We start from the raw sequence: 26998 nt of genomic DNA on the forward strand, positions 1-26998 counted from the left end.
ACTTCAAGGCGCCAACTGGCGCCTTTCTTCTTAGGAATATACCAACATTATGCTGCAACGCTTGCTCGCCTACTTACAGGTCGACCGGACCTTTATATTGCTGGTGTTTTTATTTAGCTATTTCTTAGTGATCAGCAACAGAGTGAAAGCCGGGATGCTGTCTTGGTATACCTTTACCCCGGAAGGACCGTTAATGCAGTTTTTGGCGGCGTTGCTAATTTTTTGCGTGCTACGCTTTTGGTTAAACCGCCATAAAGCGGCACAGCAGCAGCCGCTATCTTTAGCGGATTATGCCCGTATTTTACTGCTAGCCTTGCTTTGTTATTTGTTATTTAACAATGGCATCGGTTTTTTAATTGCCGCGCTCTTTGGCAATATCAGCAAGAACTTTAACAGCGCTATCCTGCTGCAAGCGAATTTAGGCTATATGGTTGATTTAGCGCTTTATGCCGGCATGTATCTAGCGTATATCCACAGTAAACAGGCCGCGGCATACCGGCAGCAGTTGGCTGACTATAATGCCGAATTAGCTGAGTTAAAAATTCAACAATTAAAAGCGCAGCTTAACCCGCATTTTGTATTTAACTCATTGAATACCTTGGATGAGCTGATTAGTGTTGCTCCAGCACGTGCTAGCGACTACTTAAACGACTTTGCCGATCTATATCGTTTATCGCTACACAATAGTCAGCAACAAGTGGTGTCGTTAGCGCAGGAGTTAGCCTTTGCCCGTCATTACTTTAGCTTAATGCAGCAGCGGTTAGGTGAGCATTATCAGTTACAAATCGCCGTGGATACGTCTGAGGCGGCGGCATTGTTACTGCCGCCTTTCACCCTGCAACTGTTATTGGAAAATGCGTTATTACATAATCAGGCAACAGCAATAGCGCCCTTAGTTATAACGATTACGCAGCAACAAGCCAAATTAGTGGTAACCAATCCGTACCAGGCAAAACACTCTGCGGCTAAGGGGAATGGCATAGGGTTAGCAAACCTGGCAAAACAGTTTTTGTTTTTAACCGGTCACAATATTGAGGTTAAGCAAAGCGCCGCGCAATTTAGCGTCAGCTTGCCGCTGATCCCCAAGACTGTTGAGGATACAAGGAAGCAGCATGTTTAAGGTCATTATTATTGAGGATGAGCCGCTGGCGCGCAGTAAGTTAAAGCGCTTATTAATGGACTTATCAGATGAAATCAACATAACGGCAGAATTGAGCAGTGTTGCTGAAGTCAGCGCCTGGTTGGCGCAACCGAATGAGGTTGATCTGATTTTCTCGGATATTGAGTTAAGCGATGGCAATGTGTTTCAAAGCTACCAACAGCAACCGCCACCTTGCCCGGTGATTTTTATTACCGCCTATGACGATTTTATGCTGAAAGCCTTTGATAACTTTGGTATTGGCTATTTATTAAAACCTTATAGCAGCGACAAGCTGCAGCAAGCCTGGCATAAGTTTCGTCAGCTGAGTCGCCAGCCTGATACCGAGCCTTTGTTAGTTAACCAGTTACAACAATTATTGCAAACCTTGCCTGCGCCAAAAACCAGCTATACCAGCCGCCTGGCTATTCGCCAGCAACAGCAGATCTACTTTTTACAGGTAGCGGATATTGTTTATATTCAAGCCGATGGTAGCTTAATTATGGCGTTTGATGAACAGGGAAAAAGGCATTATTTGCCTTATAACAGCTTACAGGCAGTGGAGGCCGTGCTGGATCCAGAGCGATTCTTTCGGATTAATCGCAGTGAAATGGTACAAAGCCAACATATTGTGCGTTTAGAGCGTTATTGCAAAAATACGCTCACGCTGTATTTAGCCAATAATGTGCAGCTAAAAACCAGCCAAAGCCGCACCGGCGACTTTAATCGCTGGTTAGGCATTTAATTTAGAGAAAGTGCTGCAGCAGCCAGCTTAGGCAAGCCAGGATAACGCTAAAGATAAACCAAAGCGGCACCAGTTGTGTTGGATGTTTTTTGGCAATAAATAAGCTTGGCAGAAACAGCATGCCAGCTAGCATTAATAGCCCTATTGTGGCCTTTAAATAGAGTAACAGGCCAAAGGAAATAACGGCCAAGCCCATTGGGGCCAGATATTGCCAATATTGGTGATGTTTGGCAAATTGCTGAAAGAATAGCAGGTAATGTTGGTAAAGCCGGTTATTGTTTAATTGCATACTACAGCTAATCAGCATCAATACTGCAGCGCAAATAGTGTGTACTGGCACGGCCAGATCCGGACGCTGCCCAAGCGTAATTTGCCCTAATAGGGTAACAAGCCCAAGCAGCAGAATACGACTAAGCCACTGCGCGGGTAGCTGCATAATAAGGGTAAGCCACAACGTCAGGCTATTGCGAACACCCAGGCCTTTGGGTTTTCTGGCTGCGGGCACTAGCGGCATAACGAACATCGCCAAACTGAGTAACGCCAAGCCATACCAGGCAGAAGGACTGTAAAACACCACCGGTAAGGCCAATAGTAAAGCCAGCACACTGCGTTGGGGGCGATATAAAACCAGCACGGCACTTGTTAGCTGCAAGCCTAGAAAGGCTAGCTGCGGTAGTACGCTTTGCCACTGGCTAAAATTGGCATTCGCTACAATCAGCATGTGTAACCAAAATATCGGCAAACAACAGCTAAGTAGTAACAGCTCGGCTAACTTATGGCTGACGGCGGAATAGGGTAAAGATTGCCAAAATAAACCATAGCGCGGTTGTAAAATGGCGGTTTGGCAAAGCCAAACCAGCAAGCTTTGCATGGCTAACAAACACCAACAGACCAGCAGCCATTGCGTAACACTGAGTTTGGGATTGTACAGCTGGCCAATCAACAGCAAAATCATAAACACTAGCCCTAACGTCGCAGGGCCCAGTAGCACTACCAGCCAAAGTAATAATTGTTGTACTTGTTGCAGCAGTGCTTGCAGTTGCTGTTTCAGGCAGTTTAGCCTTAACCTAAAGTAAGGGTAAAATAAGGATGCTTGCTTACACATGTTGTAACGAGGTAAGCGTAAATTGTTGCTTGGCAAAACGCTCTGGCTCGTTGGTTGCCACTACTATATGGCCAGCATACTGGCTAATTAACGCAAATAACGCCGTGCAGGCGGCCGTATCTAACGCAATATTCGGCTCGTCCAACAGCAGTAAATCGGGTTGGCGCATAAAGGCTAAGATAAGTTGCAGCTTTTTATGATTGCCGGTAGACAGACTAGCAACCGTCTTGCCAAGTTGTGGCGCAAAGGCAAAACGCTCAATCAGGGCGGCTGGTGTGGCAGTGCACCACATCTTTTGCTGCAAATTAATTAAGTCAGTGGCAGTTAAAAACTCAGGAAAGATAATGCTATCAGAAGCTAGCGCAATCTGCTGGCGCGGCAAGCTTAGCGGTGCGCCTTGCCAACTAATTTGCCCTTGATAAGGAATTAACCCGGCAACAGCAGCCAATAAGCTGGATTTACCGCTACCATTGGCACCAATAATACAGTTACGTGTGCCGGTTAAGCTAAGCGAATAGTTTTGAAAAACGCTAATCTGGCCACGTTGTAAGCAGAGCTGTTGCAGTGTCAGCATAGGAGATGTTGGTATGAGACTTTAGCGGATTTAACAGGTTAAACCCGCTAAAGAGGTTAGGGCCAAGGTGCTTTCTATCAAGCGCCGTACGTTAGCTTAAAACGCTGCCTTTGCCCACTTTCTGCGTAATAGCGCTAAGGGTAACAGCAGTAACACTAACCAATTTACCGAACCAGAGCTGGAGCCTGAATCGGAGCCTTCACCTGGTGCTGGTGGTGTGGTATTGGCAATAGGCGATAAGCCTGCTGCTGTATCAGGGCGGGCGTCAACCACAGTGACACTTTCAACCATAACAAAGTTGTCATCAGTAACCACTTTACCAACGTTGGCATCGGCCGTGGTGTAATTACGTAACGGGATACTGGTGGCTGCACCACCCATATTAAAGCGTTTTAGTTTGGCTATCTCGTCCAGAATTTCTAAACCCTGCGCTGATACCTGGCCAAATACGGTAAAGCCGCCATTTTGTGCATCCAGGCCTGTGGCGCCGGTATGGTTATCTTTTATGTTAAAAAACCATTGATTAGTAGCGCTGTCAGGTAAGCCGCCGATTTTTGCCATCGCAATAGTGCCTCGGCGATTTGACCACTTAGGCTCGTTTTTAACTGCAGGTAGTGCTGCTATTGCTTTCAGTGGTAGCTGGCCGGTATAGCTAAAGCCGCCGCCTTGAATGACAAAGTCCGGTTCCAGTCGATGAATAACACTATTGTGATAGCTTTCCGCCTCAACATATTTTAAAAAGTTGGCTACCGTTTCAGGCGTGGTTTCATCAAATAGATTGACTTCAAAGGTGCCCAGCGAGGTTTTAAACTCAACGATAGTGGCTTGCACAGAAAGTGATAAGGTAGCGCCCATCATAGCCAGCGCGCATAACAACGATTTTTTTGTTTTCATTCCAGGTTCCATCTTACATCTAATCCGCTTAGGGTAAGCGACGACAAATAACGCCTCTACCATACTTGTTTCCCCACAATATTGCCAATGAAAAGCGCTGTAGCTGCACTATTGTGGGATTTCTACAGCTTAAGTCTGTAGGGCGCGCCTTACCAAAATTGATAAGATTACCCAGTTTGGGCTTAGTTCAAATAGCAGCTTAGAAAATGTAACCTGATACGCTGTGCTTGCGAAACCTTTCAATCAAATATGGCAACGTTCGCTTAATAGTGTGAGAATTCTGGCGTTGCATAAGCATATTTCCAACATTTACCTGGAGCTTATTATGGTACTTAGCCCACAAACCACGCAGGATTTGCAGCGCCTGAACTTGTGCGCAAGCAATATGGAGGCTTATCAGCAGCTTTTGCTTAGGTTAAGTGCCGATATCTCGCAACTACCGCTACCGGCCATTATTGGCATTAGTGGTGCTCAGGGCACGGGTAAAAGTACCCTTGCTCAACTGTTAGTCACTGAGCTAACCAGTCGGGGGCTCTGCTGTGCTGCGGTATCGTTGGATGATTATTACTTAGCTGCAGCTGAGCGGCAGCAGCTTGCTGCCAAGATACATCCGTTGTTTTCGCAGCGCGGTGTGCCCGGCACCCATGATATCCAACGCGCTATTGCCGATGCCCAGCAGGTATTAGCTGGGCTGGCTGTTGCTTTGCCGGTATTTGATAAAGCCCTGGATGATCGTCTTGCCGATCAGCCCAAACAACGATTACAGCTGCTTATTGTAGAGGGCTGGTGTTTAGGCTTAAGTGCGCAAAGCGAAGCGGAACTGATCTCGCCTGTAAATAGCTTAGAGGCAGAAGAGGATGCCGCAGGGCTCTGGCGGCATTATGTTAATCAGCAATTAGCTGGCGGTTATCAGCAGTATTTTGCCTTTCTAAGCCCTCTTATTTGGCTAAAAGCGCCCAGTTGGGACAGTATTTGCCAGTGGCGCGCCAGGCAGGAACAGCAGTTATGGCAGCAGCGCGGCCAAGGTATGAGTAGAACGCAGTTGGCGCGTTTTATGTTGCCCTTTCAACGTTTAACCGCGGCGAGCTGGCAACAGTTACCGGAGCGTGCGAGCTATACTATTGCGCTTAATGACCAGCAGAAGCCACTGTTAGTCGATTAAGCGGCGTGTTAGTTACCGCCTAACAATTGCAAAATAGGTTGCTGTTGCTGCCCAAAATAAATTTGCAGCGAACGTTGCTCGCGGCCACTCAGGCGTAGTTCAAACGCTTGTGGCAGTATACGGCTGCAATCTCCCAGTATTGCTACGATATGCTCCTGATTAAAAATCCGCTGGCCATTAGCGCCATTACGTATGGTGATCAGTGCTACCCGATCACCATTATTCGCTGCCATTAGCGCATAATTTTCCAAAATCAAATCACCACGTTTCGGGGTGATATGTTTATCCTGTTCACAATTAAGATCTACGCCTTTAAAAGGCGTGGGCGTGAAATGCAATACGCTATCCACATCTGTCATTGCGAATACGGGTAAAGAGGCAAGGGTAAGCAGGGCACAGCATAGTAATTTAGTCATATTTGCGCTTGTTATGGTTGTTACAATTCGCTTACATTACCGTCTTGTAGCGAATTTGCCAAGGGATTGTTAGATGCGGTTATTGGGTTTTGTTTTACTGGGGTATGCCTGTTACTTTTTGGCGCTGATCGTGTTTGATCTTGTGGCAGCGCCACGGGCTTTTATAATTTGGTTATGGATAGGGCTTGGGTTAATCCCTGTTACGGTGATTATCAGCTTTATTAAGCACAATCTGCGGCAAGCAATAGGCTATTTGCTCTTAGGCCCACTTTTATTGTTTATCTTTGTACGCATTATGCCTGGTTATGAATTCTCAGGCTCTGAGGGCGCTTCCAATTTCCCAACCATCCAGCCAGGAGACTTGGTTGTGGCTAGGGTTGCTAAAAATGCGCTAACAAGAGGTGAGATGGTTAGTTTTGATACTTGGCAGCCTACTGCCTATGATTTTATACGTAAGCGTGTGCATGGCATACCCGGCGATAGTATTTTAGTCTGTGACGGCGTAACCTACGTTAATAACTATCATTTTTCACTAGAAAACAATTGGCAGCCCGTTGCGTTTGATCCTGCTAAACGATGCAACAGCCAGCGCAGCCGTTATTTACTGGGTGAAAATGAGTTCTTTGTGTTAGGCGATAATCAGCGTAATAGCTGGGACTCCAGAAACTTCGGCCCTATCCTGCGACAGCAAATAAGGCATACCGCACTATATACTATTCATGAGGATAGTCATGCATGGGGTTCACCTAATGTAACATTTTTAACGCGTAGTTTTGTTATGCCAGAGCATTAAACGAGTGAGCGTCGATATTGTAAAAGCAGTAGAAAATTTTCTTTTTTAATAAGCAATCTAGGTTTTTATGAGCAGCATCCGTTAAATTACCAGCCCGGTCTTTCACTATGAATTTAAGCACTAAACAAACAGACTCGGCCCCTTCTATTGAGTTTATGCTTGATGTCATTTTAGCAACTCTTTTAAGTGCAACAACGGTAAACAACTGATCTTGTATTGTCGTGTGCCATTCGCGCTAGAATAGCCGCTAATTGCTATTTACTTGCCTAGTTAACATGTTGCAGCTACGCCGGGTATTATCCCGCCTTTCCGAAGATTATTTACTACTAGCGTTATTGTTACTGCTGCCGCTTTTATTATGGTTTAGCCCTACAACACCAGCTAGCCTGCTAGCGCTGGTTGATTGGCAGACTGTGTGCGCGCTGGCTGGGTTAATGTTACTGAGCCGGGCGCTGGAAGATAGTGGCTATTTAGCCCGTTTTGCTGCCTGGTTGCTGGCGCGTTGTCATGCTGAGCGCGATCTGGCAGCACTGTTATTGCTGTTTGCAGCCTTATTGGCCGCTATTGTTACTAATGATGTCGCCTTATTTAGCTTAATCCCTATTACGCTGAGTATTGGCCGCCTTACCGGGGTAGCCGTCGGGCGTTTAATTATCTTTCTGGCGCTGGCGGTTAATGCCGGCTCGGCGCTTACGCCCATTGGCAACCCGCAAAATCTGCTGCTATGGCAAGCTTCTGGCTATAGTTTTTGGCAATTTACCCTAATGATGGCGCCACTGGCGTTAAGCTTATTACTACTTATCTTGCTGCTAAGTTATTGGGCCTTCGCAAAGACGAAACTAACTTTGGCGGTGCCACACCAAAACAGTGCCGACAGCCGGCAATTATTTGGCTGGTCTTTAGCTGGCTATCCGTTGTTTATTCTGGCCATGGAGTACCAATTAGCACCTTATGCGGCAGCGGTAGTGCTAGCAGCGTATTTAGTCTTCAAGCGCAGCGTGGTTAGCGGTATCGATTGGCTCTTGCTACTGGTCTTTAGCCTAATGTTTATCGATCTCGGTTTATTGGCACAGTTGCCACTAATGCAGCAGTTTGCGATAACCCTTATTGAACTGCCAGCAGGCAGTTACACCGGCGCAGCGCTTTTATCACAGCTTATTTCTAATGTGCCGGCTGCTATATTTCTACAGCACTTTACCGATGATTGGCGCGCCTTAAGTTGGGGCGTCAGTGTCGGCGGTTTTGGCCTGGCTATAGGTTCTCTAGCCAACCTGATCGCATTACGGCTTAGCAAACAACCCGGTTTATGGCGAGAATTTCATTATTGGTCGCTGCCGGTTTTTGTTGTTAGTTTTGGCGCTGGGTTGTTAATTTTGTGAATTTTTGTTGAACTTGTGTGGTTGCTAAGGTCAAATAGCCCGGCTGGTCGTATGTCAGTTTTATTACTTTAGTGCTGCGGCTGCCCCCCGCTAACAACCGCGTGCGCAGGTGTTTAACTGCAAACATCATGCTACAGGTAGATATTGCTATTTTTAATAAGGATTTTAAATGAAACTCACCCTAGCTATAGGTTCACTATTAGCCTTGAGTACCAGCACTCTGGCAGCAGAGACCTTTTCTTCTGAGCTATCGTTTAGCCGCTTTGATTCAAAGACAAGAATTATTTACGATGGCTTCAGCAATTCCAGTTTTTCCAGTAATAATCTGGGATACCGTTTATATTTAACCGAGAGTAATGCCGGCGCGCAGCTGCCCTATGCCGCCAGCAAACAGTTTGGTCGCCGTAGCTCGGTGGCAATGAACTATATGCGTTCTGAATCTAAAGTTTCGCTTGGGAATATAAACGAATCTATAGATTTCAATGCTTGGCAACTCGGTGGTATTTATCAAGCTACGGAACATGATTGGTATTTCTCGCTAGATTACTTAAATTTAAATGCCTTCCCTAGCCACAAAATCAAAAGCAGCCTGGGCTACTATTTTCAACCTAACTGGTTGGTAAAATTGGATGTTCAACAAGAAAAAGCAGGTCATTTAGGTAATTATTGGCACTATGGCATTAGCACTGAGAAAATCTGGGCTTTTGAGTCGGGGAGTTTTTTAAGTTTAAGTGCGGCTTATCTTAATCATGAAAAGATTCGCGGTGATGGTTTTGCTTTAGCCTTAGATTATTATTTTAATAAGGCATTTTCGGTCGGTGCTTTTATCAGTGACGATATCCCGGAAAATTACATAATTTATACCAATCGCGCTGGTTTGCGTAGCAGTTGGTTTGTTACCCCACAATTAAAACTGCACGCCAGTATAGGTTTAGAAGACGTCTCTGATTCTGAGTATGCCTGGGATTTTGGCATTAGCTGGCGCTTTTAAGCGACATCTATACCAAGGTATGGGTTTGCTTTCATCGTCTAACCCGAGCGTGTTGTTAGCTCTAAGGTTAAGCAAGTTACTTTAGGCCAGTGTTGCCTTGTTGATCGCTGCCGGTATTCGCCGGCAGCTTAAAACTGCGATAGTTACTGCTTTATTATTGAGTTATTCGTTCTGCCGAAAGTCAGCGACGAGTTTGCTAAGATGCTGCAGCTCTGTGGTTTTTTGCTGTACTTTACGTTGTAACCAGTAAATACCCAGCACCGAGAGTGGTGATATCACTAAAGCATAAATCAGCAGTAAGTTTGTCGCTATGCTACCTGCTTGCCACCAATTACCCAGCCAGAGTAAGGCGCTAAATAAGATCAGTGCAGCAAAAGAAAACTGATTATACCGATAGTATTTTAAACTGAGCTTACAACTGCGCAGACGAAATTGTAGTAAGCCATTGCTGCTCCAGTTGTCATAAGCAACTATTGGCTTATGCACTTGCCAGCTAACATAGAGGGTGCTTATCGCCCCTATAAGCAAAAAGCTCGCGGTAAGGTAACGCAGCCAACCTTGCATATCCTGCAGAAATAGATAAGCCGCTATAATCATTACCAAAGCGCCTAGCAATTCGCCATACATAATAAAGCGTTGCTGCTGTTGTCGCTGGCTAGCCCGGGTTAAATCCTCAGCGCTTGGAACCTGTTCGTTCGGTGTAGTTTGTTGTTGCCAGCTTTTGGTTAGCGCAGCAAAATCAAAGTTATCTGCCATGTTGCATTAACTCCATTAGTTCTGTTTTGGCGCGGTTTAAGCGCACCCGTACCGCCCCCTGACTGATTTGCAGAATCTCTGCGATCTCCGGGGCAGCTAAATCCTCCATCGCCAGCAAAATGACCTGACGATTGGCTGGTGATAAGCACCGCACTGCCTGCATTAATTGCTGGCTTTGTTGCTGTTCGCCCACCTCAGCTGAAGGACAATCTTGAACGAATTGCCGCTCACTTTCTTCATCCAGAACTTGCCACTGCTGGCGCTTGGCGCGGGCAATATGATCTACCGTGACGTTATGCACAATACGAAATAAATAGGCCCTTGGCATTTCTGCTGCCTGAATACGGGCAGCCGATTGATGCAACGCTAAAAAAATATCCTGTTTTAAATCCTGGCGCGCCGTCGGATCAGCTTCCGAGGCCAACAAGGTGCGGCTAATGGCCCCTTGATTTTGCTGCCAGAGCTGCAGTAAAAACTGCTCTGGTGTGTTAGCACTGTGTTTGAAAAATGGCAAAAAATCCTCGCTATGTTCTCTATTATTTTTTTATAGCGCACAAAGCTATCCCTGTGTTCTTCCGTTAAGTCTGCCGCATTAGCCAAAGTGTTACACAAAAAAATTAAAAAATAATCTGTAACAGTTTACAAAGTCGTCACGACTTCTCTTACAAACACGGTAATTAGGTGAGCACTTTGCTCTGGATTATACCGGTTGGATTTCGATAGATTTTTTTACTCACTACTAATGTACGAGGAGCAACATATGGAAACGTTACAACAGTATCTGGCGACATTTAGCAACGCCTGGCAAGAAGCAGATTGGGTTTTTCTGGTGCTATTTGGCTTGTTTTTCCTAGCAGTATGGTTTTTACCCAGCCTGCTGGCGCTGCTGTTTAACCGTCGCCACCTTGGAAAAATTGCCTTGTTAAATGTACCGGCTGGCTTTTCGGTGATTGCCTGGGGCGCGTTAATTGTTTGGGCGGTAACAGGAAAATTAGGCGACAAGCTCGCAGCAAAAGCCCGTTTAAAGCCGGTTGCCTGAAGTCGATTATCTAAGATTGATTGCGCCTGCCAGCTGGCCTGTTGTGGGCGCAATCCTTTAATTAACTTATCATAACGCAGTAATCAGTTTGATTTTGATTTCTTGGCAAAGTTTGCCATACTCTATTATGCTAGAAAGCATCTATAGTCGCAGGGGTAGATAAATGGCAACGATGAATGTGTCTTTACCTGACAACATGAAGCAATGGGTTGAATTGCAGGCAAAGGATGGTCGTTATAGTAACGCCAGTGATTATGTTAGAGATTTAATTCGGCGCGATCAGGAACAAGCGGCCAAAATTGCTCAGTTACAGCAGCGGGTTAGCGAAGGGCTTGCCAGCGGTACTGGAGAGCGGACTATGGCGCAGCTAGCCGCAGAAGCTATGGCCCGAATGGGCGCTTAATATGGCCTATCAGCTAAGTAAGCTGGCTGAAGAGGATATTATTAATATCTTTATCAGTGGTGCAACACAGTTTGGTGAGCAGCAAGCCAGGCGGTATCACAAACAATTAGCAGCAACATTTGATTTCTTAGCCTCGAATCCGTTGGCGGCACCCATTAGAACGGAAATTAGCCCGCCGGTACATCTACACCCGGTGGGCTCACATCTTATTATTTATCAAGTAACAGCAGATAACGGTATTTATATCATCCGGGTGCGGCACCGTCTTGAAGATTGGACGCTCGCACCCGATACCGTCATAGCTTAACGCTATCCCCTTCATTTAAAATCAGCAGCGGTACCTGACTATTTAGCTGTTGCTGCATATGTAGCATACGTAGCAAAGGTGAGTGTGAGCTAAGATCGCCCATCTGCCAACTGGCATTGCCATAACCCCAGGGGATCATCACTTTACAGCCGAGTTCATCGGCTGCAACCAGGGCATCTTCCGGCGTGGTATGGACATAGCGGTACCAGTTTTGTTCTTCGTCACTATGGTAGGAGGCGATAGGAATTAAACAGATATCAATATCACCATAACGTTGCTGAATATCGCTAAAGTGCTCGGAATAGCCGGTATCACCGGCAAAAAGCAGCGTTTTGCCATTATGTTCCAGCAGCCAGCCGCCCCACAGTGCGCGGTTATCGTCATTAAAGAGTTTGCGGCTATTAAAATGATGTGCCGGTACCAGGTGCACATTTAGCTCGCCTTGCTGGCTTTGGCTATACCAGGCTTGTTCAATAATGTTATAGCCCCCCTTGGGCATATAATTGGCCATCCCCAACGGCAGATAATAGGTTGGTGTAGTACCTATCTGACGGATACTAGCATGGCTAAAATGATCATAATGCAGGTGTGAATACAGCACCGCATCGGTTGCCGCTAATTGTTCAGGGGTAAGGCTTGGGGTGTAAGGTCGTTTAATAATGCCGACCAGATGCTGTGCCCAGTTTATTGGCCAGTCAAACTGGCCGAATACCGGATCAAATAGCAGTTGCTGGCCGTCAGGTGTATGCACCAAAAAGCTGGCATGTCCTAGCCATTGCAAGCTAAAGCCGGTATTGAGGGCTGGCGCTTGTTTTGGGCCGGCGTACTGGCAATCTTGCCCGGGCGTTTTACACACCACGGCCGGATGCGCCGGATAACAATCGCTTTCGCAGGTTGCCGGATATTGCCGTGTACCTAATGGCAAACGATAAGTATTGCGGTACATGCCCTGGTGCTTACCCTCTGCCACTTGCTCTATAACGGCATCGGCCGTGATGTGCTGAGATACCTGATTGGGCGAACTACAGGCATTTAGCAGCAGGACGCTGCTAAGCAGCAATCCTGATGAGAGGAGTGTCAATTTCATTAATCGTCCTTTATTGATCATTATTTTTTCCAGTTATTGCTGTCTTAATACCATAGCGGGTTTACGCCCTGCAACCTGCCAGGCCAATAAGGCTACAGTACACCAACAGATGGCAAAGGTGACAGCTGCGGCCAGCAGGTACCAGAGCGGGCTTTGGTTGATGCGGGCGCTAAATGCCGCCAGCCAGCTATCCAGCGCCCAAAAGGTAGCCGGTATCGCCAGCACGGCACTGATGGCCATTAGCCTGATATATTCGCTGGCCAGTAGGTTCACCAGATTAAAACGGCCCGCACCTAATATTTTACGCATCGCCACTTCGCGTGAGCGTTGCTCAGCGCTAAAGGCGGCCAGGCCAAATAAACCGATACAGGTGAGGGCGATAGCCAGAGCGGCAAAGATAGCGATAACCTTGCTCTGACGCCGCTGGTTTTGGTACATCGCGGTGTAATCGTCATCTAACCAGCTGATGTCCAGATCCTGGCGCTGTAAGCGTTCGCTGAGTAATTGCTGTACTTTTTCCCGGGTCGCCGCGGCCAGCGCCGGCGTCAAATTTAGAATGATGTTGCCATAGTTCATGGCTGAACGGCCACAGATAAACATCAGCGGTTCTTGTTGCTTTAGCGCCGAACCAATTTGCACATCGGCCACGACACCCACCACAGTTAACTGCAATGGATTTGGACCGGGCATCAACCATTGCTGGCCAACCGCATCCTGAACACTGGCATAGCCGGTGCGTTTCGCCAGTGATTCGGTAATAATTACGGCAGCACTTAACTGTTCGGCATCATGTTGATACTTATCACTTTGATATTGCTCACTAAAATCCCGGCCTGCCAGCAAGGTTAAACCCGCTGCCTGCACGATATCAAAGCCTGCGCCAATTTCTGAGACCATCGACAGCTCGGTCTGACCTGGCACCTGCAATTGACCGGCTTGCGAGATGGTATTGGTAAACTGCATATCCATTTTTGACACCGCTTCGACACCGGGCAGTTGTTGCAAGCTTTGCAATAGACTCTGGTTTTCTGCCCAAAATAGCTGTTCATTGGCAATGCCGTTTACCATTAACCTGGCCTGTCTATCGTACCCTGTAGGTTGATTTTGTAATAAATGCAGTTGTTGCTGTAACACCACAGTGCCCACTAACAAACCTATGGTAATGGCGCCCTGTAACACTAATAAGCCTTTGCGCAGCCAAATGGCGGTATTGCCGCGCTGAAAGTCACCACTTAATACTTTTTTGGCATCAAAAGCCGAAATAAAGACGGCCGGATACACGCCAGCCAGCAGGCCGACACTGAGGGTAGAGCCGAGTAAAATCCAACCAAAACTGCCCAGATATTCAAGTTGCAAAGGCCGGTTAACCAATAAATTAAACTGTGGCAATACCAGTTCGACTAATACGGCGGCCAATAAACCAGCACAACTGGCAATTAGTACTGACTCCAGCATAAACTGCACAAACAGCTGGCTTCGGCTGGCGCCCAATGCCTTACGCACGCCCACCTCTTTGGCGCGCATAGCGGCGCGGGCGGTGCTCATATTGATAAAGTTGATGGCGGCAATCAGCAGTAGCAAAGCGGCCAGCAATAAACAGATATTGACCGTACCGGCAGAGCCATTAACTTTAACTTCATAGGCCAGATTAGAGCGAAGATGAATATCGGTGAGCGCGCGTAATTGCAGCTCAGAAATTTTCTGATCGCCATAGGCTTGTTCATTTAACTGGCGGGTAAGCTGTTGTAATAATTCCTGTTGATTGAGATCGGCAGGCAACGCAACGTAACTATAAACATTATTCATCGCCAAACCGCTGTTGGCGACTTCATCGCTGATCCGGCGTAGCGAACCTGCCTGAAAATGGCTTTGCTCAGGTAAACGATAGATGGCACTTACCGTATAACGCTGCTCCGCCAATTGTATTTGCTGCCCTACAGCAGTGCTATTACCAAATAAACGTAATGCTTCGCGCTCAGATAGCGCGATCTGATTGGGTTGCGTTAAGGCTGTCGCTAAATCGCCTTGCAGTACGTCGATATGGAAAAAATCTGTGATATTTGCCTCTACCGACTGTGGCCACTCTAAGGTTAATTGTTGGCTGGAACCGGCCAGGCGCAGCGCCGGTGCGCCGGTGTTGATGCGGGTTACCTGAATACGGTCATCATAGTTTTGCAGTAGATCTTTCATCGCTGGGCTGGACACGGGAAAGCGCTGATTCATTGGAATAAAAAATTGCTCCAGCCGGTAGGTAGTGGCGGCATTAGGGTGCATTTTATCGAAGCCGCGTTCGTAGCTAACATACAGCAGAATCAGTAATGCTGATGCCAGACCAACAGTTAAACCCAGCAAGTTTAGCGCTAAATGGGTTTTATGCCTAAGCACAGCCCGCACGCCGGTGGTGAGGTAGTTACCTAACATGGTCAATGAGCTAAGTGTCGATGAATTATGCATATTTCACCTCCAGCTTGCTGGCCATAGCACGCTCGGTAATAATCTGGCCATCCAGCATCCGCACGATACGGCTGGCGTAGCGGGCTTCGTGCTCTGAGTGGGTAACCATGACTACCGTAGTGCCATCCTGATTCAGCTGGCGCAGCATCTGCATCACTTCTTCGCTGTTTTTTGAATCCAGGTTACCGGTGGGTTCATCGGCTAAGATCAGTGCCGGGTTGATTACCAGGGCACGGGCTACGGCCACCCGTTGTTGCTGGCCGCCAGATAATTGCAGCGGTAAGTGATCGGCGCGGTGATCAATTTGCATCCGTTTTAAAATGGCTTCTACCCGCTGTTTACGCTCAGCTGTTGGTACGCCCTGATATTGCAGCGGTAGCTCAACATTTTGAAATACAGATAATTCATCAATCAGGTTAAAGCTTTGAAATACAAAGCCCAGTTTAGTTTTACGCAGTTGTGCCAGCTGTTTTTCACTGTACTTTGCAATGTCAGTACCCTCAAATAAATAGGCGCCGGAGCTGGGACTATCCAACATCCCCAGAATACTCAGCAAGGTCGATTTACCGCAGCCTGACGGGCCCATAATGGCAACAAAATCACCTTTAGCAAGCTGTAAATCAATCTGGTTAAGTGCAGTCGTTTCTAACTCGGCAGTGCGGAATACCCGGTTTAATTGCTGGAGCTGAATCATAAAATTATCCTTATTGTTGTAGTTGAATAGTATCGGCTTGTGCAAAATCGCGATAGCCTGAAATGATCACGGTGTCACCGGCGTTCAGGCCGCTGACAATTTCAATTTGGTTGGCGCTTTGCCGGCCAAGGGTAACGGCTTGTTTGCGGGCAACGGCGGTGTGGCTGTCTAACACATAAACATATTGGCCGGCGCTATCGGCCAAGTAGGCACCACGGGGTAGCACCAGCGCAGGGTTTTGGGTGGCTTCGAACAACAGCGTTAAGTTAACTGACTGACCGCGTTTGACGCTGGTGTTTGTTGGTAGGGTAAATTCCAACTGAAACTGGTTATTAACCACCCGGCTGTCAATGCGGCTTACGTTCAGTACAACGTTTTGCTGATTAAGTTGGGCGTTGGCTTGCATACCCCGGTTGACGCGGCTTAAATAAAACTCATCAACATTAGCCACCAGCTTATAGGCATCGGGGATATCAATTTGCCCCAGCCGGCTACCCGGCGCGCGTGATTCGCCGGTTTCCACGTTAAATTCGCTTAAATAGCCGCTGACCGGCGCCCGTACTAGTAGGTTTTGCACGTTCTGCCGGGCAAATTCCAGGTTTTTGCTGAGCATCGCCACACTTTCTGATAATTGTTGTAACTGCAGTTGCCGGATGCTCTCTTCCTGTGCTTGCCGCTCTTTGGTCAGTGCCAGCCGTTGCTGTTGATAGTCCAGCTCCTGTTGCAAGTTAAGCAATTGCTCCTGTGCCAGCACGCCACTTTTTACCAGCGGTGCGCTTTGTGCCAGATTGCGGCTTAAAGTCGTAATACGAAATTCAATATCCAGCACATCGCGTTGCAAATTTAGGCGATTGGTTTCAATGGTCATTTGCGTATTACGCAAAAAATTCATTTGCTCGGTAACTTGCGCTTCGCGGCTAATTAAATCTAATTGCAGATTGGTGTTAGTCAGTTGCACCAGCGGCTGACCTTGCTCAACAAAGCTGCCTTGTTCCACTAAACGCTGTTCAACCCGGCCACCTTCGATCACATCTAAAAACACGGTTTGCTGCGGCAGTACATTGCCCCGCAGCGCAATGCTTTCTTGCATCGGTTGTTGCATAACCACGGCAGTGGAAACAGAGCTAACCGGCAACAACACACTTACGCTGGCACTGGCTTGCCAGCGACTGGCTAGTAGTGCCAGCAGGCACAGGCTGACACCTGCAGCAATAGCGAACTTTAGCTTGGGGACTTTCTTTGTAATGCGCTTATCCATAATAGCTCCGGAATTTTTTTCTTGCCGATGCTTATTTATAAACAAGTGGCATGCCAAGAATTAATTTGATTTAATTCAGTTGCTTATTTTATTTTTGTTAGAGGAGGTGTTCGCTGGTGATACAGTTGACTGTTCATTTTCGGACACCTAATACGTTTCTGGCTAAGCCAAGGCAGGGCATCCCATTACAAAGACAGACCTGGGCTTTAATAGCCTGATGTAGTTGCTAAGAGTTCTCTGCTTGCGTCATTTCGCCGTTTTGGTTAGGGTAGAGCTACTTTTATTTAACATACTGTTTTTATGAAATATCCGGCGACTGTCCTGATCCTGGACGATAATTTAGACCTGCTTACTGCTGCCCGGCTGTGTTTAAAGCCGCACTTTCAACAGGTATTGCTGCTGAGTGAACCGGCCGAGCTATTAACGGCGCTGACACAGCAGCGGGTAGATATTTTATTGCTGGATATGAATTTTCAGCGTGACGCCAGTAGTGGTGAAGAAGGGATTTTTTATTTAAAGCAGGCACTCAATACGCAGCCGGATTTAAAAGTGGTGATGATGACGGCCTACGCCGAGTTGCCGCTGGCGGTGCGGGCGATGCAATTGGGTGCCAGTGATTTCATTGCCAAACCCTGGCAAAACGAACAGCTGCTGCGCACCTTGCAGCAGCAATTGGTAACGAAAGCCGCTAGCCATGTGCCAGTGACAGCAGCGGTAGACAGCTTACCGATGCTTGGTGAAAGCCCTGCTATGCAGCAGGTGCAGCATCTTATTAGCAAAGCGGCGGCTACCGAGGCCAATATTTTATTAAGTGGTGAAAGTGGTACCGGTAAAGCCTTAGCTGCCCAGGCGATTCATGCGGCTTCGGCGCGCAGTTTGGGCCCGCTCATTACCGTAGATATGGGGGCAATACATAGCAGTTTGTTTGAGAGCGAATTGTTTGGCCATAAAAAAGGCGCTTTTACCGATGCCAAAAGTGATTATAGCGGCCGCTTAATGCAAGCCAGTGGCGGCACCCTGTTTTTAGATGAGTTAGGTAATCTGCCGCTGGCGCAGCAAGCTAAGCTGCTCACTGCATTGCAAAATCGTACCGTGGTGGCGGTGGGTAGCAGTCAACCACAACCCTTTGATGCCCGCTTGATCTGTGCTACTAACGATAATTTAGCGCAAAAGGTACAAAGCGGTGAGTTCCGTCAGGATCTGTTGTACCGCATTAATACTATTGAAATTACCTTACCGCCATTGCGGCAACGCCGTGAAGACATTTCGCTATTGCTGAATTGGTATCTGCAGCATTACTGCGAAAAATATCAGCAAACTGGCCTGCGTATTACACCTGGTGATCTTAAGCTGCTTTGTCAGTACGATTGGCCAGGTAATGTGCGGCAGCTGGCGCATGCGGTAGAGCGGGCCGTGGTTTTGGCAGAGGGAGGGATAGCAGATTTTAGTCAGCTCTTTACTGTAGCGGCGAGTAACAGCAGTGGCCTTGCCTACGAGACAGCGGGTAGTGCGACAGAGCAGGATTTTACTCTGGATTACGTCGAACAAAAAACCATAGCCCAGGCGCTGCAGTATTATCAGGGTAATATCAGTCAGGCTGCCAAAGCTCTGGGATTAACCCGGGCCGCTTTATATCGCCGTATGGAGAAATACCAGCTATGAGCCGTTGGCCATTATGGGCGGCAATTGCGCTGTTAAGCGGCTGCAGTGTGTTGTTGGGCGCCTCGGATTGGCAGGTGTTTACCCTCACAAAATGCCTGTTACTGCTACTGGTGTTGGCAGCGGCAGTGGTGATCAATAAGCAGTTAAAGCTGCAGCAACGCCAAACTGCCTTGGTATTAAAAGCCCTGGCCAATCAGGATGTCAGTTTTCGCTTGTGGCAGCAGCCAGAGTTACAGGTCCTGTTAACGCAAGTACAGCAGCAACTTAGTCAAAGCCGTCAGGACGCTGCTGCAAAAGCGGACTACTTGGCAGCCTTGCTGCTACAACTGGACATAGCGGTATTAGAGTTTGATCAGGACAATAGACTATTACAAGCAAACCCGGCGGCAGAGCGTTTACTTGGCAATGCCGTGCTGTTGCAATTAAAGCAGGGCGTTAGCGCGCAAGATGCCGCGCCTTTGTCCTTGCTGTGGCAGAAATTACAGCATCCGCTGCCAGTGCAACAGGGGGAATTGCCATGGCAACAGCAAGGTATGCAAGATCGCCTGGCTTTTAGCCTGGTACAAAGCTATATTCTGGGTAAGCCACGTAAGTTGCTGACATTACAAAGTATTCGGCAGCAATTGTTGCAACAGGAAGTGCAGGCTTATCAGCAATTAACCCGAGTGCTGACCCATGAAATTGCCAATTCACTGACCCCTATGGTGTCGTTAGCCCAAAGCAGTAAGGCCTTATTACCCGAACCAGACACCTTGATGACCGCAGACACCTACGATGATCTGCTGCTTGCAACAGATACTATTGCGCAGCGCGGGGTGCATTTAAGCCAATTTATTGCCGCGTTTAAGCAGCTTAGTACCCCGGTGAGCACACAACTACAGCCGCTTGATATCAGCGAGTTACTGACCCGGGTATGCCAGCTTTTAAAGCCGCAACTTGCCACGATCCAGGTGCACCTAGTACTACCGCAGTCTGTTCCCAGGCTGTGGCTTGATCCGGCGTTAACCGAACAAGTGCTGATTAATGTATTAAAAAACGCCGTGGAGGCACTGGTAGCCACACCAGCGGCGAGCATTACGCTGCAGTTGTACAAGCAACAAGGTTGGCTGCTGGATATTTGTGACAATGGTCCGGGCGTTGCGCAAACAGCCATTGATAAATTGTTTATTCCCTTTTACAGCACTAAAGCACAGGGATCCGGCATTGGTTTAAGCTTAGCTCGCATGTTAATGCAGGCGCAGGGTGGTGAGTTAGAGTATGTGCAGCAACCCATTGGTGCCTGCTTTCGGCTTATGTTAAGTTAGTTCTCGATTGAGAATATGTGAATTTGGATGCAACCTGGCCTGAACCCCATCACGCAGCAGGGGATGTTATGCGAACTTTGAAGAGCGCCATCATTATTGTCTGTTGCTATCTTTGGCCATGGCATCAACTTTATGCTGCCACAGAGGTGATTGCGGCAGACTATTTGGAAACCTCGCCGCATCGTGAATTAATTGAGTTAGCGCTTAACCTGACCGCAGCCGAATATGGCCCAGTTGTGCTTACTTTTAGCGGAGTCATGGTACAAGGGCGCGCTGAACAAGAACTGAAAGAAGGTAAACGTCTGCACCTAGCGGTATTTGCTCCCTCACCAGAGCGCGAGCGAGATTTGTTGCCGGTCTATTTTCCACTCAGCCAAGGCTTACTAGGCTACCGGGTCTGTATTATTGCCTATGGGCAGCAAAGTAGGTTCGATCTGATCAACTCTTTGCAAGGTTGGCGAAACGCCGATTTAAGTATCGGGCAAGCGACACATTGGCCAGATGTCACGATTTTGCGCCATAACAATATTACCGTGGTGACCAATCCTATCTATACATTGTTATTTGAAATGGTGCGTCAACAACGTTTTGATTGCTTTGCCCGCAGCCTGGATGAATTAAATCGGGATTTACAAAGCGCCCATGCCACAGACTTGGTGGCTGAGCAACAATTACTACTGCACTATCCCCAGCTATCAATGATTTTCGTATCACGTAGCTTTCCACAGCTCGCGGAGCGTTTAGATAAAGGGTTAGCTCTGGCTTGGCAACGCGGTTTGGTACAACAGCATTTTCAGCGGCACTATGGCGATTTTATCGAAAAAACGCGCTGTCAGCAGCGACGAATTATTAAATTGGAGAACCCTTCGTTAAGCGAACAAAGCCGACAGGCTTTGCAAAAATACGCTTTGCCACCCGAGCAACTTTTGGCAAAACCTACACAAGCTTGCCCAAGCTAAGTATAGTTAAAAGTGGCTGATACTTAAATTAACCTTATAAGCGTAACGGAGCCAGCATGAAAATAGCGGTAGTTGGTGGTGGCATTAATGGCTTAAGTAGTGCCTGGCAGCTCGCGCTCGCAGGGCATCAGGTTACGCTATTTGAACGCGATAAATTGATGCAGGCCACCAGTGCCGCTTCATCCAAGCTGTTGCATGGCGGCTTACGCTATCTGGAACAGGGCGAATTTCGCTTAGTGCGCGAGGCCTTGCAAGAGCGGCGATGGTGGCTAAAAAAAGCGCCGCAGCTAACCCGCCGTTTGCCCATTTTGTATCCTATTTACCGCCATTCAAGGCGTTCGCGCTGGCAGTTAAAAATTGGCCTGTGGCTATACGATGCCTTTGCCGGTAAAAAGGGTATTGGCCGCCACCGTTGGCTGAATGTAGCACAAACTTTGCGCTGTTCTGCCGCGTTAAAATCAGAGCAATTGCTGGGAGCCTATTTATTCTTCGATGGCCAAATGGATGATCAGAAATTGGGTTTATGGATGGCCGGGCAATGTGAAAAAGCCGGTGTTACCCTTTGTGAAGATAGTCCGGTGCTGCAAGTGAAAACCGATGGCAGTCTATTATTAGCGCAAGGCTGGCAGCGGTTTGATCGTATTATCAACGTGGCTGGCCCCTGGAGCGCCGCTTTATTGCAGCAATCGGCCCTACCTGCTACGCCGCTGGATTTGGTTAGAGGCAGTCATTTATTATTACCGCACATTAGTCGTTATGGTCATATGCTGGAAGTGCCTGCTGAGTCGCGTATCGTGTTTGTGTTGCCCTACCAGGGGAATACTTTGCTGGGAACCACTGAGGTGCGGCAGCAATTGAATGAGCCTATTGTATGCTCCGCTGCGGAAAGAGATTACTTGCTGGCAGTATATAATCGGTATTTTCAGCCAGCTTGTTCAGCGCAACAGGTGCTGGGCGAATTCGCTGGCGTTCGGCCGCTATTAAGTGGCAGCGACGCGGCGTATAAAGCTAGTCGGGAGTATCAATTTGCTCATCAGGGTAACATTATTACCGTATCAGGGGGCAAATGGACTACAGCGCGCGCTTTAGCTAAGCAGTTAGTAAAACAGCTATAATTAGTGATAAGGCTGGAGCCGCCTGCTATAAAAAGGTACAAGATGTTGCGAATTTTTGGTTGCTTTATATTGCTTTGCGGGTTTAATAGTTTTGCCGCTGTGCAGCAAATTAAAACAATTTATGAGCTACAAAACAGCCCACACCGTGAACTGGTAGAATATGCCCTGCAGGTAACAGCACAAGATTTTGGCGCGGCTACCCTGGTTTTTGTTGAGGCAACAACGCAAGGACGGGTAGAACAATTACTAAGAGCCGGGGAGCTACTGGATCTCGCTGTTTTTGCGCCAAATCTACAGCGGGAAAAAACGCTGTTGCCCGTTTACTTTCCTCTTAGTCGTGGTTTACTCGGCTTTCGTGTTTGTTTAATCAACCAAGGCCAGCAACAGAAATTCGACAAAATTCATAGCGTAGATGATTGGATTAAAGCCGAAATTCTAATAGGCCAAGGAGCAAATTGGCCAGATGTAGAGGTGCTTCGGGCAAATAACCTGCAGGTTACTACCAATCCGCTACCTGCTTTGCTATTTGAGATGCTGCGGCAACAGCGGTTTGATTGCTATGCACGGGGTATTAATGAAATCAATTATGAATTAGCGCTGCCAGAGAGCGCAGGTTTGCAACTTGAATCAAAATTACTATTATTCTATCCGCAGCCCGCTATGTTGTTTGTTGCCCCTAATCAGCCTGAGTTGGCAAGACGTTTGCTATTAGGTTTGGAACACGCCTGGCACAGTGGTTTTATGGCGCAGCATTTTGCTACACATTATGGGTCTTTAATTAAGCAAGTGCAGTGTGAACAGCGCCGGTTATTGATTCTAAAAAACCCAGCCTTAACTCCAGAGACCGAGCAGGCTATGCGTATATACGCGCTTACGCCGCTGCAAATACAACAGAAGCCTCTGACAGGTTGCGTGCCAGAGGCTTAGCCTAGTAGAGCTATTGCGCTTAATCTTTGCTTCATTGAATTTGACGAAGTTTCTGTTCAAGTTGCTCGATACGCTCTTGTGCCTGTTCACGGTATCGGGTTAAGCGTTCGATAGTGGCAGCAGAATTACTTTTAACAAAATTCACCTGCTCTTCCAGCTGTAGCTTTTGTTTAGCCCATTGATAGCGTTCAACTTGTACTTTCTGCACTATTTCTTGCTGTTGTGTTATTTCTTCCCGCAACAGCTTAATGGTTTCACGTTGCTCGGCCTGATGATTAGCAGTAAGGGCACTTTGGTGTTTAAGTAGAGCGATATTAGTTCTTAGCTGTTCTATGTTGTCTGAATGTTCATGAGCCGGTTGCTCTAACAATGCTTTGAATTGCCGTAATTCTTGTTCTAACAAGGCCGTTTGGGCCGCTTGCTCAGTCATTTTAGCGATAGCTTCGTCCCGTTCTGCTTTCACTGCTGCCAGTTCTAATGTCTCGGTATCGGCACTGTCCGTTACACTTTGTTGCTGCAGTTGCGCAAGTTGCTGTTGTGCTTGGGCAAGTTGTGCTGTTTGTAAGGCATTACTGCTTGCTTGCGTTGATAAATCGGCCTGCAGCTGCTCGTTTTCCCGTTGTAATTGTTTGAGCTGTTGTTGCAGCGCTTGCTCTGCTGAGCCCGTTGACACAGATAAGCGTTGCTGCAACTGTTGTTGCAGAGCATCACGCTCTGTCGTCAGTTCAGCGCATTGCTCAGCGTAGGTTGCTAATTGCTGGTGGATTTGTTTGTTGGATTCAAAATACTGGCGCTGCTGATCGGTTGCGCGTTTACGGAGTTGCTCAAACTCTTCTGACAGTTGTTTTAATTGTTGCTGCCCGGCTAAATGTTGCTGCTCTATGGCGGCATAGTGTTCTTGTTGCTTGGTAAGCTCAGCCGCTTGTAACTGCAATGCTTGCTCACTGGCCTGCTCTGCGGCTTGAGCTGCGGTGAGTGCCTGTTGTGCTTGCTGTAAGGACAGCTGTTGGGTCTTTAGCTGTTGCTGCAGTTGCTGTAATTCTTGCTGCAACTGATTGCGCTCGTTAGTTAGCTCTGCAAAATGCTCTGCTTGTTGCGCTAATTGTTGCTGCTGTGCCACCAGGTTATGCTCAAGCTCGCTTTTACGTTGCTCTACTTGCCGTAAGCTTTGTTGCACATGCTGTAACTGCTCTACCGCCTTTACTTCAGCATGAATCGCTTCAGACAGCTGCTTATTAAGTTGTTCTGTTTGTTGTTGTGTTTGTTTTAGCGCTTCTTGCTTAAAGGCGGCAATAAACTCATCACTGAAACCAGTCAGGTTGTCTTGCTGTCGCGGCTGTACCTGTTCGTTGCGCCATTTTTTGTAATGCGACACAACGCTGGTTTGAGCGTCTGATACTTTAGATAGCAAATAATCCAGAGAAACGGCTTTGCCTGAGCTCTCTAAATCATCACAGATCCTTTTCACATCAGTATATTGCGACATTTTGTTTGATCCTGTTAATAATAATGAAAACCAGCCTGGTACCAAATATCCGGGATCCAAAGCTTAGGGAATACCAGAGATATCAGCAATTAGTGAGCGCTTAAAAAATACACAGTAGGTGTCTGGGAAAAGTAGAAATTTTTAACATTATGAAATTAATGACTAAATTCTATTTAGAATGAAAATTATTGTTGAAGTTTTAAGTGCTAAATATACAGGTCCTAACCATTAGGTATTAGTAATAGCTAAGTTAGTAAATCGGTGTCCTCGAAACGCTTTGCTTTTATCGCCTTGGCAGGTTAAATTAACTGAGGATTTGTACAGTGTTATCGGGTTTGTATCCATGATGTTATATATCGCAGAAAAACCTAGCTTAGGGCGCGCTATTGCTGCCGTGATGCCTAAACCACAACACAAAGAGCAAGGTTGTATCCGGTTGGCGAACGGCGATGTAGTGAGTTGGTGCATTGGCCACTTATTGGAGCAAGCAGAGCCAGAAGACTATGATCCGCAATTTAAAAAGTGGCAGGCAGCTCATCTGCCGATAGTGCCGGAGCAGTGGCAGTTAAAAGCGCGTAAGGGCTGCACAACCCAACTAAAACTATTAAAACAACTTATTAAGCAAGCTGACCAATTGGTGCACGCTGGCGATCCTGATCGCGAAGGGCAATTGTTGGTAGACGAAGTGTTGGCATGGGCTGGCGCCAGTCACGCTAAAATAGCCGCCACACAGCGACTACTGATTAACGACTTAAACCCCGCCGCGGTGAGTCGGGCGTTAGCGCAAATGAAACCGAATAATGACTTTAAACCGTTGTCGGTATCCGCCCTGGCACGCAGCCGGGCGGATTGGCTTTACGGGCTAAATCTGACCAGGGCTTATACCTTACAAGGGCAAAAAGGGGGTTATAAAGGCGTATTATCGGTGGGGCGGGTACAAACCCCCGTATTGGGGCTAGTGGTGCGCCGCGATAACGACATTGCCGACTTTGTTAGTAAATCTTTCTATCAAGTTTTGGCACATTTGCAAACTGAAACAGGTGAGCCCTTTACCGCTTTGTGGCAGCCCAGTATAGCCTGTGAACCTTATCAGGATGAAGATGGTAGGGTATTGGTACGCGAACTAGCTGCAATGGTACAGCGCAAAATCACTAACCAACCTGCCCAGGTCGAGGCGGTAGAGCGGAAACAAAAAAAGCAGGCGCCACCATTGCCCTATAACTTATCAACGTTGCAAATTGACGCAGCGCGCCGTTTTGGTTTAAGTGCCCAGCAGGTACTAGATTGTTGCCAGCAATTATATGAACAACATCAATTAATTACTTACCCACGTTCTGATAACCGTTATTTACCAGTAGCACATTTCGCTGATGCCACTAAAGTTAGCCAGGCGATAGCGGTAAATCAACCCGAGTTACAAGGTGCGGTGCAAGCTGCTGATCTTAACCGTCGCTCCAAGGCTTGGGATGACAGCAAAGTAGAGGCCCACCACGCTATTATTCCTACCGTAAAACAGGTAGCACTGAGTCGACTGACGGCGACTGAACAAAAAATCTATCAGCTGATTGCCACTCAATACTTGGCACAATTTTATGCTGATGCTATTACTGACGAAGTGCGTGCCACTATCATGATTGCCAAAGGGGTATTTAAAGCGCTGGCCAACACCGAACGCGTTGCGGGTTGGAGGGTGTTGTTTCGTAAAGAAGAGGTGAGTAACAGCAAGGGAGCGAAAGTAACAGACGACAATACGGATGTCGCCGTGCAAACATCGTTACCGGCTTTAATCGTTGGGCAGACGCTGCGCTCCTTGCAAGGCGAATTATTAGAAAAACAAACCCAGCCACCTAAACACTTCACCGATGCTACCTTACTTGCTGCAATGACGGGTATAGCGCGCTATGTGACTGATCCGGCTATACGCAAGGTGCTAAAAGAAACTGATGGCTTAGGCACTGAGGCTACCCGGGCAGGTATTATAGAGTTATTGTTTAAGCGTGGTTACATACAGCGACAAGGTAAGCAGATTTTAGCAACATTAACAGGTAAAGCGCTGATTGCCGCTTTACCTGAAAGCGCCGCCTTACCCGACATGACGGCACAGTGGGAAGCCGCACTCACCGCGATTAGCCAGCGTCAGCAGAGCTACCAGCAATTTATGGCACCGCTATTGGAAAGCTTGCAACAAATGATAGTGCAAGCAGGGCAATCTGTGCCTGAGGGGTTGCCACAAGGCCAAACATTAAGCGCAGGGCGAGCAAAACGTCGAATAACCCGAAAGGGCTATAGAAAAAACACTTCTCCCTATGAAAAGCGAGATAGAGTGAGGCTTGCGGCAAAATAAGCTTAG

26 protein-coding genes are annotated in these 26998 nt (G+C 47.4%); 15 read left to right on the forward strand and 11 right to left on the reverse strand.

Annotation, left to right across the window (positions count from 1 at the left end; genetic code table 11):
* Window positions 1-49: 49 nt before the first annotated feature.
* Both IE163_RS00715 and IE163_RS00720 read left to right on the forward strand, forming a co-directional pair.
* Complete coding sequence (locus IE163_RS00715; RefSeq protein WP_189429209.1) at window positions 50-1120, forward strand: sensor histidine kinase; 1071 nt, start codon at window positions 50-52, stop codon at window positions 1118-1120.
* A complete protein-coding gene (locus IE163_RS00720) occupies window positions 1113-1883 on the forward strand; it encodes a LytR/AlgR family response regulator transcription factor (protein ID WP_189429210.1) in 771 nt (256 codons plus the stop codon). The genes IE163_RS00715 and IE163_RS00720 overlap by 8 nt, the downstream gene beginning before the upstream one ends.
* Window position 1884: 1 nt before the next feature.
* On the opposite strand, the gene IE163_RS00725 is transcribed toward IE163_RS00720, so the two are convergent.
* From IE163_RS00725 to IE163_RS00735, 3 genes are all read right to left on the reverse strand, one after another.
* Entirely contained in the window at window positions 1885-3024 is a 1140-nt protein-coding gene (locus tag IE163_RS00725) for a DUF6136 family protein (RefSeq protein WP_189429211.1), read from the reverse strand.
* A complete protein-coding gene (locus tag IE163_RS00730) occupies window positions 2981-3562 on the reverse strand; it encodes an ABC transporter ATP-binding protein (protein WP_189429212.1) in 582 nt (193 codons plus the stop codon). Before IE163_RS00730 ends, IE163_RS00725 begins: the two co-directional genes overlap by 44 nt.
* 96 nt (window positions 3563-3658) lie before the next feature.
* Complete coding sequence (locus tag IE163_RS00735; protein ID WP_189429213.1) at window positions 3659-4456, reverse strand: peptidylprolyl isomerase; 798 nt, start codon at window positions 4454-4456, stop codon at window positions 3659-3661.
* A 325-nt stretch (window positions 4457-4781) separates the two neighbouring features.
* On the opposite strand from IE163_RS00735, the gene IE163_RS00740 reads away from it, so the two are divergent.
* A complete protein-coding gene (locus IE163_RS00740; RefSeq protein ID WP_229833383.1) occupies window positions 4782-5618 on the forward strand; it encodes a kinase in 837 nt (278 codons plus the stop codon).
* 8 nt (window positions 5619-5626) lie between these two features.
* On the opposite strand, the gene IE163_RS00745 is transcribed toward IE163_RS00740, so the two are convergent.
* Window positions 5627-6034, reverse strand: a complete 408-nt coding sequence (locus IE163_RS00745) for a hypothetical protein (protein WP_189429214.1) — start codon at window positions 6032-6034, stop codon at window positions 5627-5629.
* Between the two features lie 73 nt (window positions 6035-6107).
* Between IE163_RS00745 and lepB the strand changes: the two genes are divergently transcribed.
* The 3 genes from lepB (at window position 6108) to IE163_RS00760 (ending at window position 9197) form a co-directional block, all read left to right on the forward strand.
* Window positions 6108-6827 carry a signal peptidase I gene (lepB, locus tag IE163_RS00750; protein ID WP_189429215.1) on the forward strand — a complete coding sequence of 240 codons (720 nt, stop codon included), beginning with the start codon at window positions 6108-6110 and terminating at the stop codon, window positions 6825-6827.
* 275 nt (window positions 6828-7102) lie between these two features.
* Window positions 7103-8206, forward strand: coding sequence for an SLC13 family permease (locus IE163_RS00755; RefSeq protein WP_189429216.1), 1104 nt, complete (start codon window positions 7103-7105; stop codon window positions 8204-8206).
* 169 nt (window positions 8207-8375) lie between these two features.
* The gene (locus IE163_RS00760; RefSeq protein ID WP_189429217.1) at window positions 8376-9197 is read left to right on the forward strand and encodes a putative porin; all 822 of its coding nucleotides are present in this window, start codon (window positions 8376-8378) and stop codon (window positions 9195-9197) included.
* Between the two features lie 162 nt (window positions 9198-9359).
* Here the strand turns inward: IE163_RS00760 and IE163_RS00765 are convergent, their stop codons facing one another.
* Entirely contained in the window at window positions 9360-9953 is a 594-nt protein-coding gene (locus IE163_RS00765; RefSeq protein ID WP_189429218.1) for a hypothetical protein, read from the reverse strand.
* Window positions 9943-10467, reverse strand: coding sequence for an RNA polymerase sigma factor (locus IE163_RS00770; protein ID WP_189429219.1), 525 nt, complete (start codon window positions 10465-10467; stop codon window positions 9943-9945). Before IE163_RS00770 ends, IE163_RS00765 begins: the two co-directional genes overlap by 11 nt.
* 246 nt (window positions 10468-10713) lie before the next feature.
* Between IE163_RS00770 and IE163_RS00775 the strand changes: the two genes are divergently transcribed.
* The 3 genes from IE163_RS00775 to IE163_RS00785 all read left to right on the forward strand — a co-directional run bounded on the left by IE163_RS00775 (window position 10714) and on the right by IE163_RS00785 (window position 11702).
* The gene (locus IE163_RS00775; RefSeq protein ID WP_189429220.1) at window positions 10714-10992 is read left to right on the forward strand and encodes a superinfection immunity protein; all 279 of its coding nucleotides are present in this window, start codon (window positions 10714-10716) and stop codon (window positions 10990-10992) included.
* Window positions 10993-11155: 163 nt separating this feature from the next.
* A complete protein-coding gene (locus IE163_RS00780; RefSeq protein WP_189429221.1) occupies window positions 11156-11395 on the forward strand; it encodes a type II toxin-antitoxin system ParD family antitoxin in 240 nt (79 codons plus the stop codon).
* A 1-nt stretch (window position 11396) separates the two neighbouring features.
* Window positions 11397-11702, forward strand: a complete 306-nt coding sequence (locus tag IE163_RS00785) for a type II toxin-antitoxin system RelE/ParE family toxin (protein WP_189429222.1) — start codon at window positions 11397-11399, stop codon at window positions 11700-11702.
* Here IE163_RS00785 and IE163_RS00790 read toward each other — a convergent pair.
* Genes IE163_RS00790 through IE163_RS00805 form a run of 4 tightly spaced genes read right to left on the reverse strand, consistent with a single transcriptional unit; the run spans window position 11692 to window position 17195 of the window.
* On the reverse strand, window positions 11692-12789 hold the full coding sequence (locus IE163_RS00790; protein WP_189429223.1) for an MBL fold metallo-hydrolase: 1098 nt from the start codon (window positions 12787-12789) through the stop codon (window positions 11692-11694). The two genes, IE163_RS00785 and IE163_RS00790, sit on opposite strands and share 11 nt — an antisense overlap.
* Before the next feature lie 33 nt (window positions 12790-12822).
* On the reverse strand, window positions 12823-15243 hold the full coding sequence (locus tag IE163_RS00795) for an ABC transporter permease (RefSeq protein ID WP_189429224.1): 2421 nt from the start codon (window positions 15241-15243) through the stop codon (window positions 12823-12825).
* Entirely contained in the window at window positions 15236-15937 is a 702-nt protein-coding gene (locus IE163_RS00800) for an ABC transporter ATP-binding protein (RefSeq protein WP_189429225.1), read from the reverse strand. Before IE163_RS00800 ends, IE163_RS00795 begins: the two co-directional genes overlap by 8 nt.
* A 10-nt stretch (window positions 15938-15947) precedes the next feature.
* On the reverse strand, window positions 15948-17195 hold the full coding sequence (locus IE163_RS00805) for an efflux RND transporter periplasmic adaptor subunit (RefSeq protein WP_189429226.1): 1248 nt from the start codon (window positions 17193-17195) through the stop codon (window positions 15948-15950).
* A gap of 300 nt (window positions 17196-17495) precedes the next feature.
* Here IE163_RS00805 and IE163_RS00810 point away from each other — a divergent pair, with 300 nt between their 5' ends.
* The 5 genes from IE163_RS00810 (at window position 17496) to IE163_RS00830 (ending at window position 23162) form a co-directional block, all read left to right on the forward strand.
* Window positions 17496-18857 (forward strand): sigma-54-dependent transcriptional regulator, encoded by a 1362-nt coding sequence (locus IE163_RS00810; RefSeq protein WP_189429227.1) that lies wholly within the window; start codon window positions 17496-17498, stop codon window positions 18855-18857.
* Window positions 18854-20161, forward strand: coding sequence for a sensor histidine kinase (locus IE163_RS00815; protein ID WP_189429228.1), 1308 nt, complete (start codon window positions 18854-18856; stop codon window positions 20159-20161). Before IE163_RS00810 ends, IE163_RS00815 begins: the two co-directional genes overlap by 4 nt.
* 68 nt (window positions 20162-20229) lie before the next feature.
* Window positions 20230-21120 carry a transporter substrate-binding domain-containing protein gene (locus IE163_RS00820; RefSeq protein WP_189429229.1) on the forward strand — a complete coding sequence of 297 codons (891 nt, stop codon included), beginning with the start codon at window positions 20230-20232 and terminating at the stop codon, window positions 21118-21120.
* 56 nt (window positions 21121-21176) lie between these two features.
* On the forward strand, window positions 21177-22235 hold the full coding sequence (locus IE163_RS00825) for a glycerol-3-phosphate dehydrogenase/oxidase (protein ID WP_189429230.1): 1059 nt from the start codon (window positions 21177-21179) through the stop codon (window positions 22233-22235).
* A 42-nt stretch (window positions 22236-22277) separates the two neighbouring features.
* Window positions 22278-23162, forward strand: a complete 885-nt coding sequence (locus tag IE163_RS00830; RefSeq protein WP_189429231.1) for a hypothetical protein — start codon at window positions 22278-22280, stop codon at window positions 23160-23162.
* Between the two features lie 31 nt (window positions 23163-23193).
* Here the strand turns inward: IE163_RS00830 and IE163_RS00835 are convergent, their stop codons facing one another.
* Entirely contained in the window at window positions 23194-24648 is a 1455-nt protein-coding gene (locus tag IE163_RS00835) for a coiled-coil domain-containing protein (RefSeq protein ID WP_189429232.1), read from the reverse strand.
* A gap of 343 nt (window positions 24649-24991) precedes the next feature.
* On the opposite strand from IE163_RS00835, the gene IE163_RS00840 reads away from it, so the two are divergent.
* Window positions 24992-26992, forward strand: coding sequence for a DNA topoisomerase III (locus IE163_RS00840; RefSeq protein WP_189429233.1), 2001 nt, complete (start codon window positions 24992-24994; stop codon window positions 26990-26992).
* Window positions 26993-26998 lie beyond the last annotated feature (6 nt).

The sequence above is a fragment of the Alishewanella longhuensis genome (assembly GCF_014653435.1).
Taxonomy (GTDB): Bacteria; Pseudomonadota; Gammaproteobacteria; order Enterobacterales; family Alteromonadaceae; genus Alishewanella; species Alishewanella longhuensis.

Excerpts from the sequence above, each read along its gene's own strand:
- IE163_RS00715 (WP_189429209.1), top strand. The coding sequence starts at position 50 with ATGCTGCAACGCTTGCTCGCCTACTTACAGGTCGACCGGACCTTTATA.
- IE163_RS00720 (WP_189429210.1), top strand. The coding sequence starts at position 1,113 with ATGTTTAAGGTCATTATTATTGAGGATGAGCCGCTGGCGCGCAGTAAG.
- IE163_RS00730 (WP_189429212.1), bottom strand. The coding sequence starts at position 3,562 with ATGCTGACACTGCAACAGCTCTGCTTACAACGTGGCCAGATTAGCGTT.
- IE163_RS00735 (WP_189429213.1), bottom strand. The coding sequence starts at position 4,456 with ATGAAAACAAAAAAATCGTTGTTATGCGCGCTGGCTATGATGGGCGCT.
- IE163_RS00740 (WP_229833383.1), top strand. The coding sequence starts at position 4,782 with ATGGTACTTAGCCCACAAACCACGCAGGATTTGCAGCGCCTGAACTTG.
- IE163_RS00745 (WP_189429214.1), bottom strand. The coding sequence starts at position 6,034 with ATGACTAAATTACTATGCTGTGCCCTGCTTACCCTTGCCTCTTTACCC.
- lepB (WP_189429215.1), top strand. The coding sequence starts at position 6,108 with ATGCGGTTATTGGGTTTTGTTTTACTGGGGTATGCCTGTTACTTTTTG.
- IE163_RS00755 (WP_189429216.1), top strand. The coding sequence starts at position 7,103 with ATGTTGCAGCTACGCCGGGTATTATCCCGCCTTTCCGAAGATTATTTA.
- IE163_RS00760 (WP_189429217.1), top strand. The coding sequence starts at position 8,376 with ATGAAACTCACCCTAGCTATAGGTTCACTATTAGCCTTGAGTACCAGC.
- IE163_RS00765 (WP_189429218.1), bottom strand. The coding sequence starts at position 9,953 with ATGGCAGATAACTTTGATTTTGCTGCGCTAACCAAAAGCTGGCAACAA.
- IE163_RS00775 (WP_189429220.1), top strand. The coding sequence starts at position 10,714 with ATGGAAACGTTACAACAGTATCTGGCGACATTTAGCAACGCCTGGCAA.
- IE163_RS00780 (WP_189429221.1), top strand. The coding sequence starts at position 11,156 with ATGGCAACGATGAATGTGTCTTTACCTGACAACATGAAGCAATGGGTT.
- IE163_RS00785 (WP_189429222.1), top strand. The coding sequence starts at position 11,397 with ATGGCCTATCAGCTAAGTAAGCTGGCTGAAGAGGATATTATTAATATC.
- IE163_RS00790 (WP_189429223.1), bottom strand. The coding sequence starts at position 12,789 with ATGAAATTGACACTCCTCTCATCAGGATTGCTGCTTAGCAGCGTCCTG.
- IE163_RS00795 (WP_189429224.1), bottom strand. The coding sequence starts at position 15,243 with ATGCATAATTCATCGACACTTAGCTCATTGACCATGTTAGGTAACTAC.
- IE163_RS00800 (WP_189429225.1), bottom strand. The coding sequence starts at position 15,937 with ATGATTCAGCTCCAGCAATTAAACCGGGTATTCCGCACTGCCGAGTTA.
- IE163_RS00805 (WP_189429226.1), bottom strand. The coding sequence starts at position 17,195 with ATGGATAAGCGCATTACAAAGAAAGTCCCCAAGCTAAAGTTCGCTATT.
- IE163_RS00810 (WP_189429227.1), top strand. The coding sequence starts at position 17,496 with ATGAAATATCCGGCGACTGTCCTGATCCTGGACGATAATTTAGACCTG.
- IE163_RS00815 (WP_189429228.1), top strand. The coding sequence starts at position 18,854 with ATGAGCCGTTGGCCATTATGGGCGGCAATTGCGCTGTTAAGCGGCTGC.
- IE163_RS00820 (WP_189429229.1), top strand. The coding sequence starts at position 20,230 with ATGCGAACTTTGAAGAGCGCCATCATTATTGTCTGTTGCTATCTTTGG.
- IE163_RS00825 (WP_189429230.1), top strand. The coding sequence starts at position 21,177 with ATGAAAATAGCGGTAGTTGGTGGTGGCATTAATGGCTTAAGTAGTGCC.
- IE163_RS00830 (WP_189429231.1), top strand. The coding sequence starts at position 22,278 with ATGTTGCGAATTTTTGGTTGCTTTATATTGCTTTGCGGGTTTAATAGT.
- IE163_RS00835 (WP_189429232.1), bottom strand. The coding sequence starts at position 24,648 with ATGTCGCAATATACTGATGTGAAAAGGATCTGTGATGATTTAGAGAGC.
- IE163_RS00840 (WP_189429233.1), top strand. The coding sequence starts at position 24,992 with ATGATGTTATATATCGCAGAAAAACCTAGCTTAGGGCGCGCTATTGCT.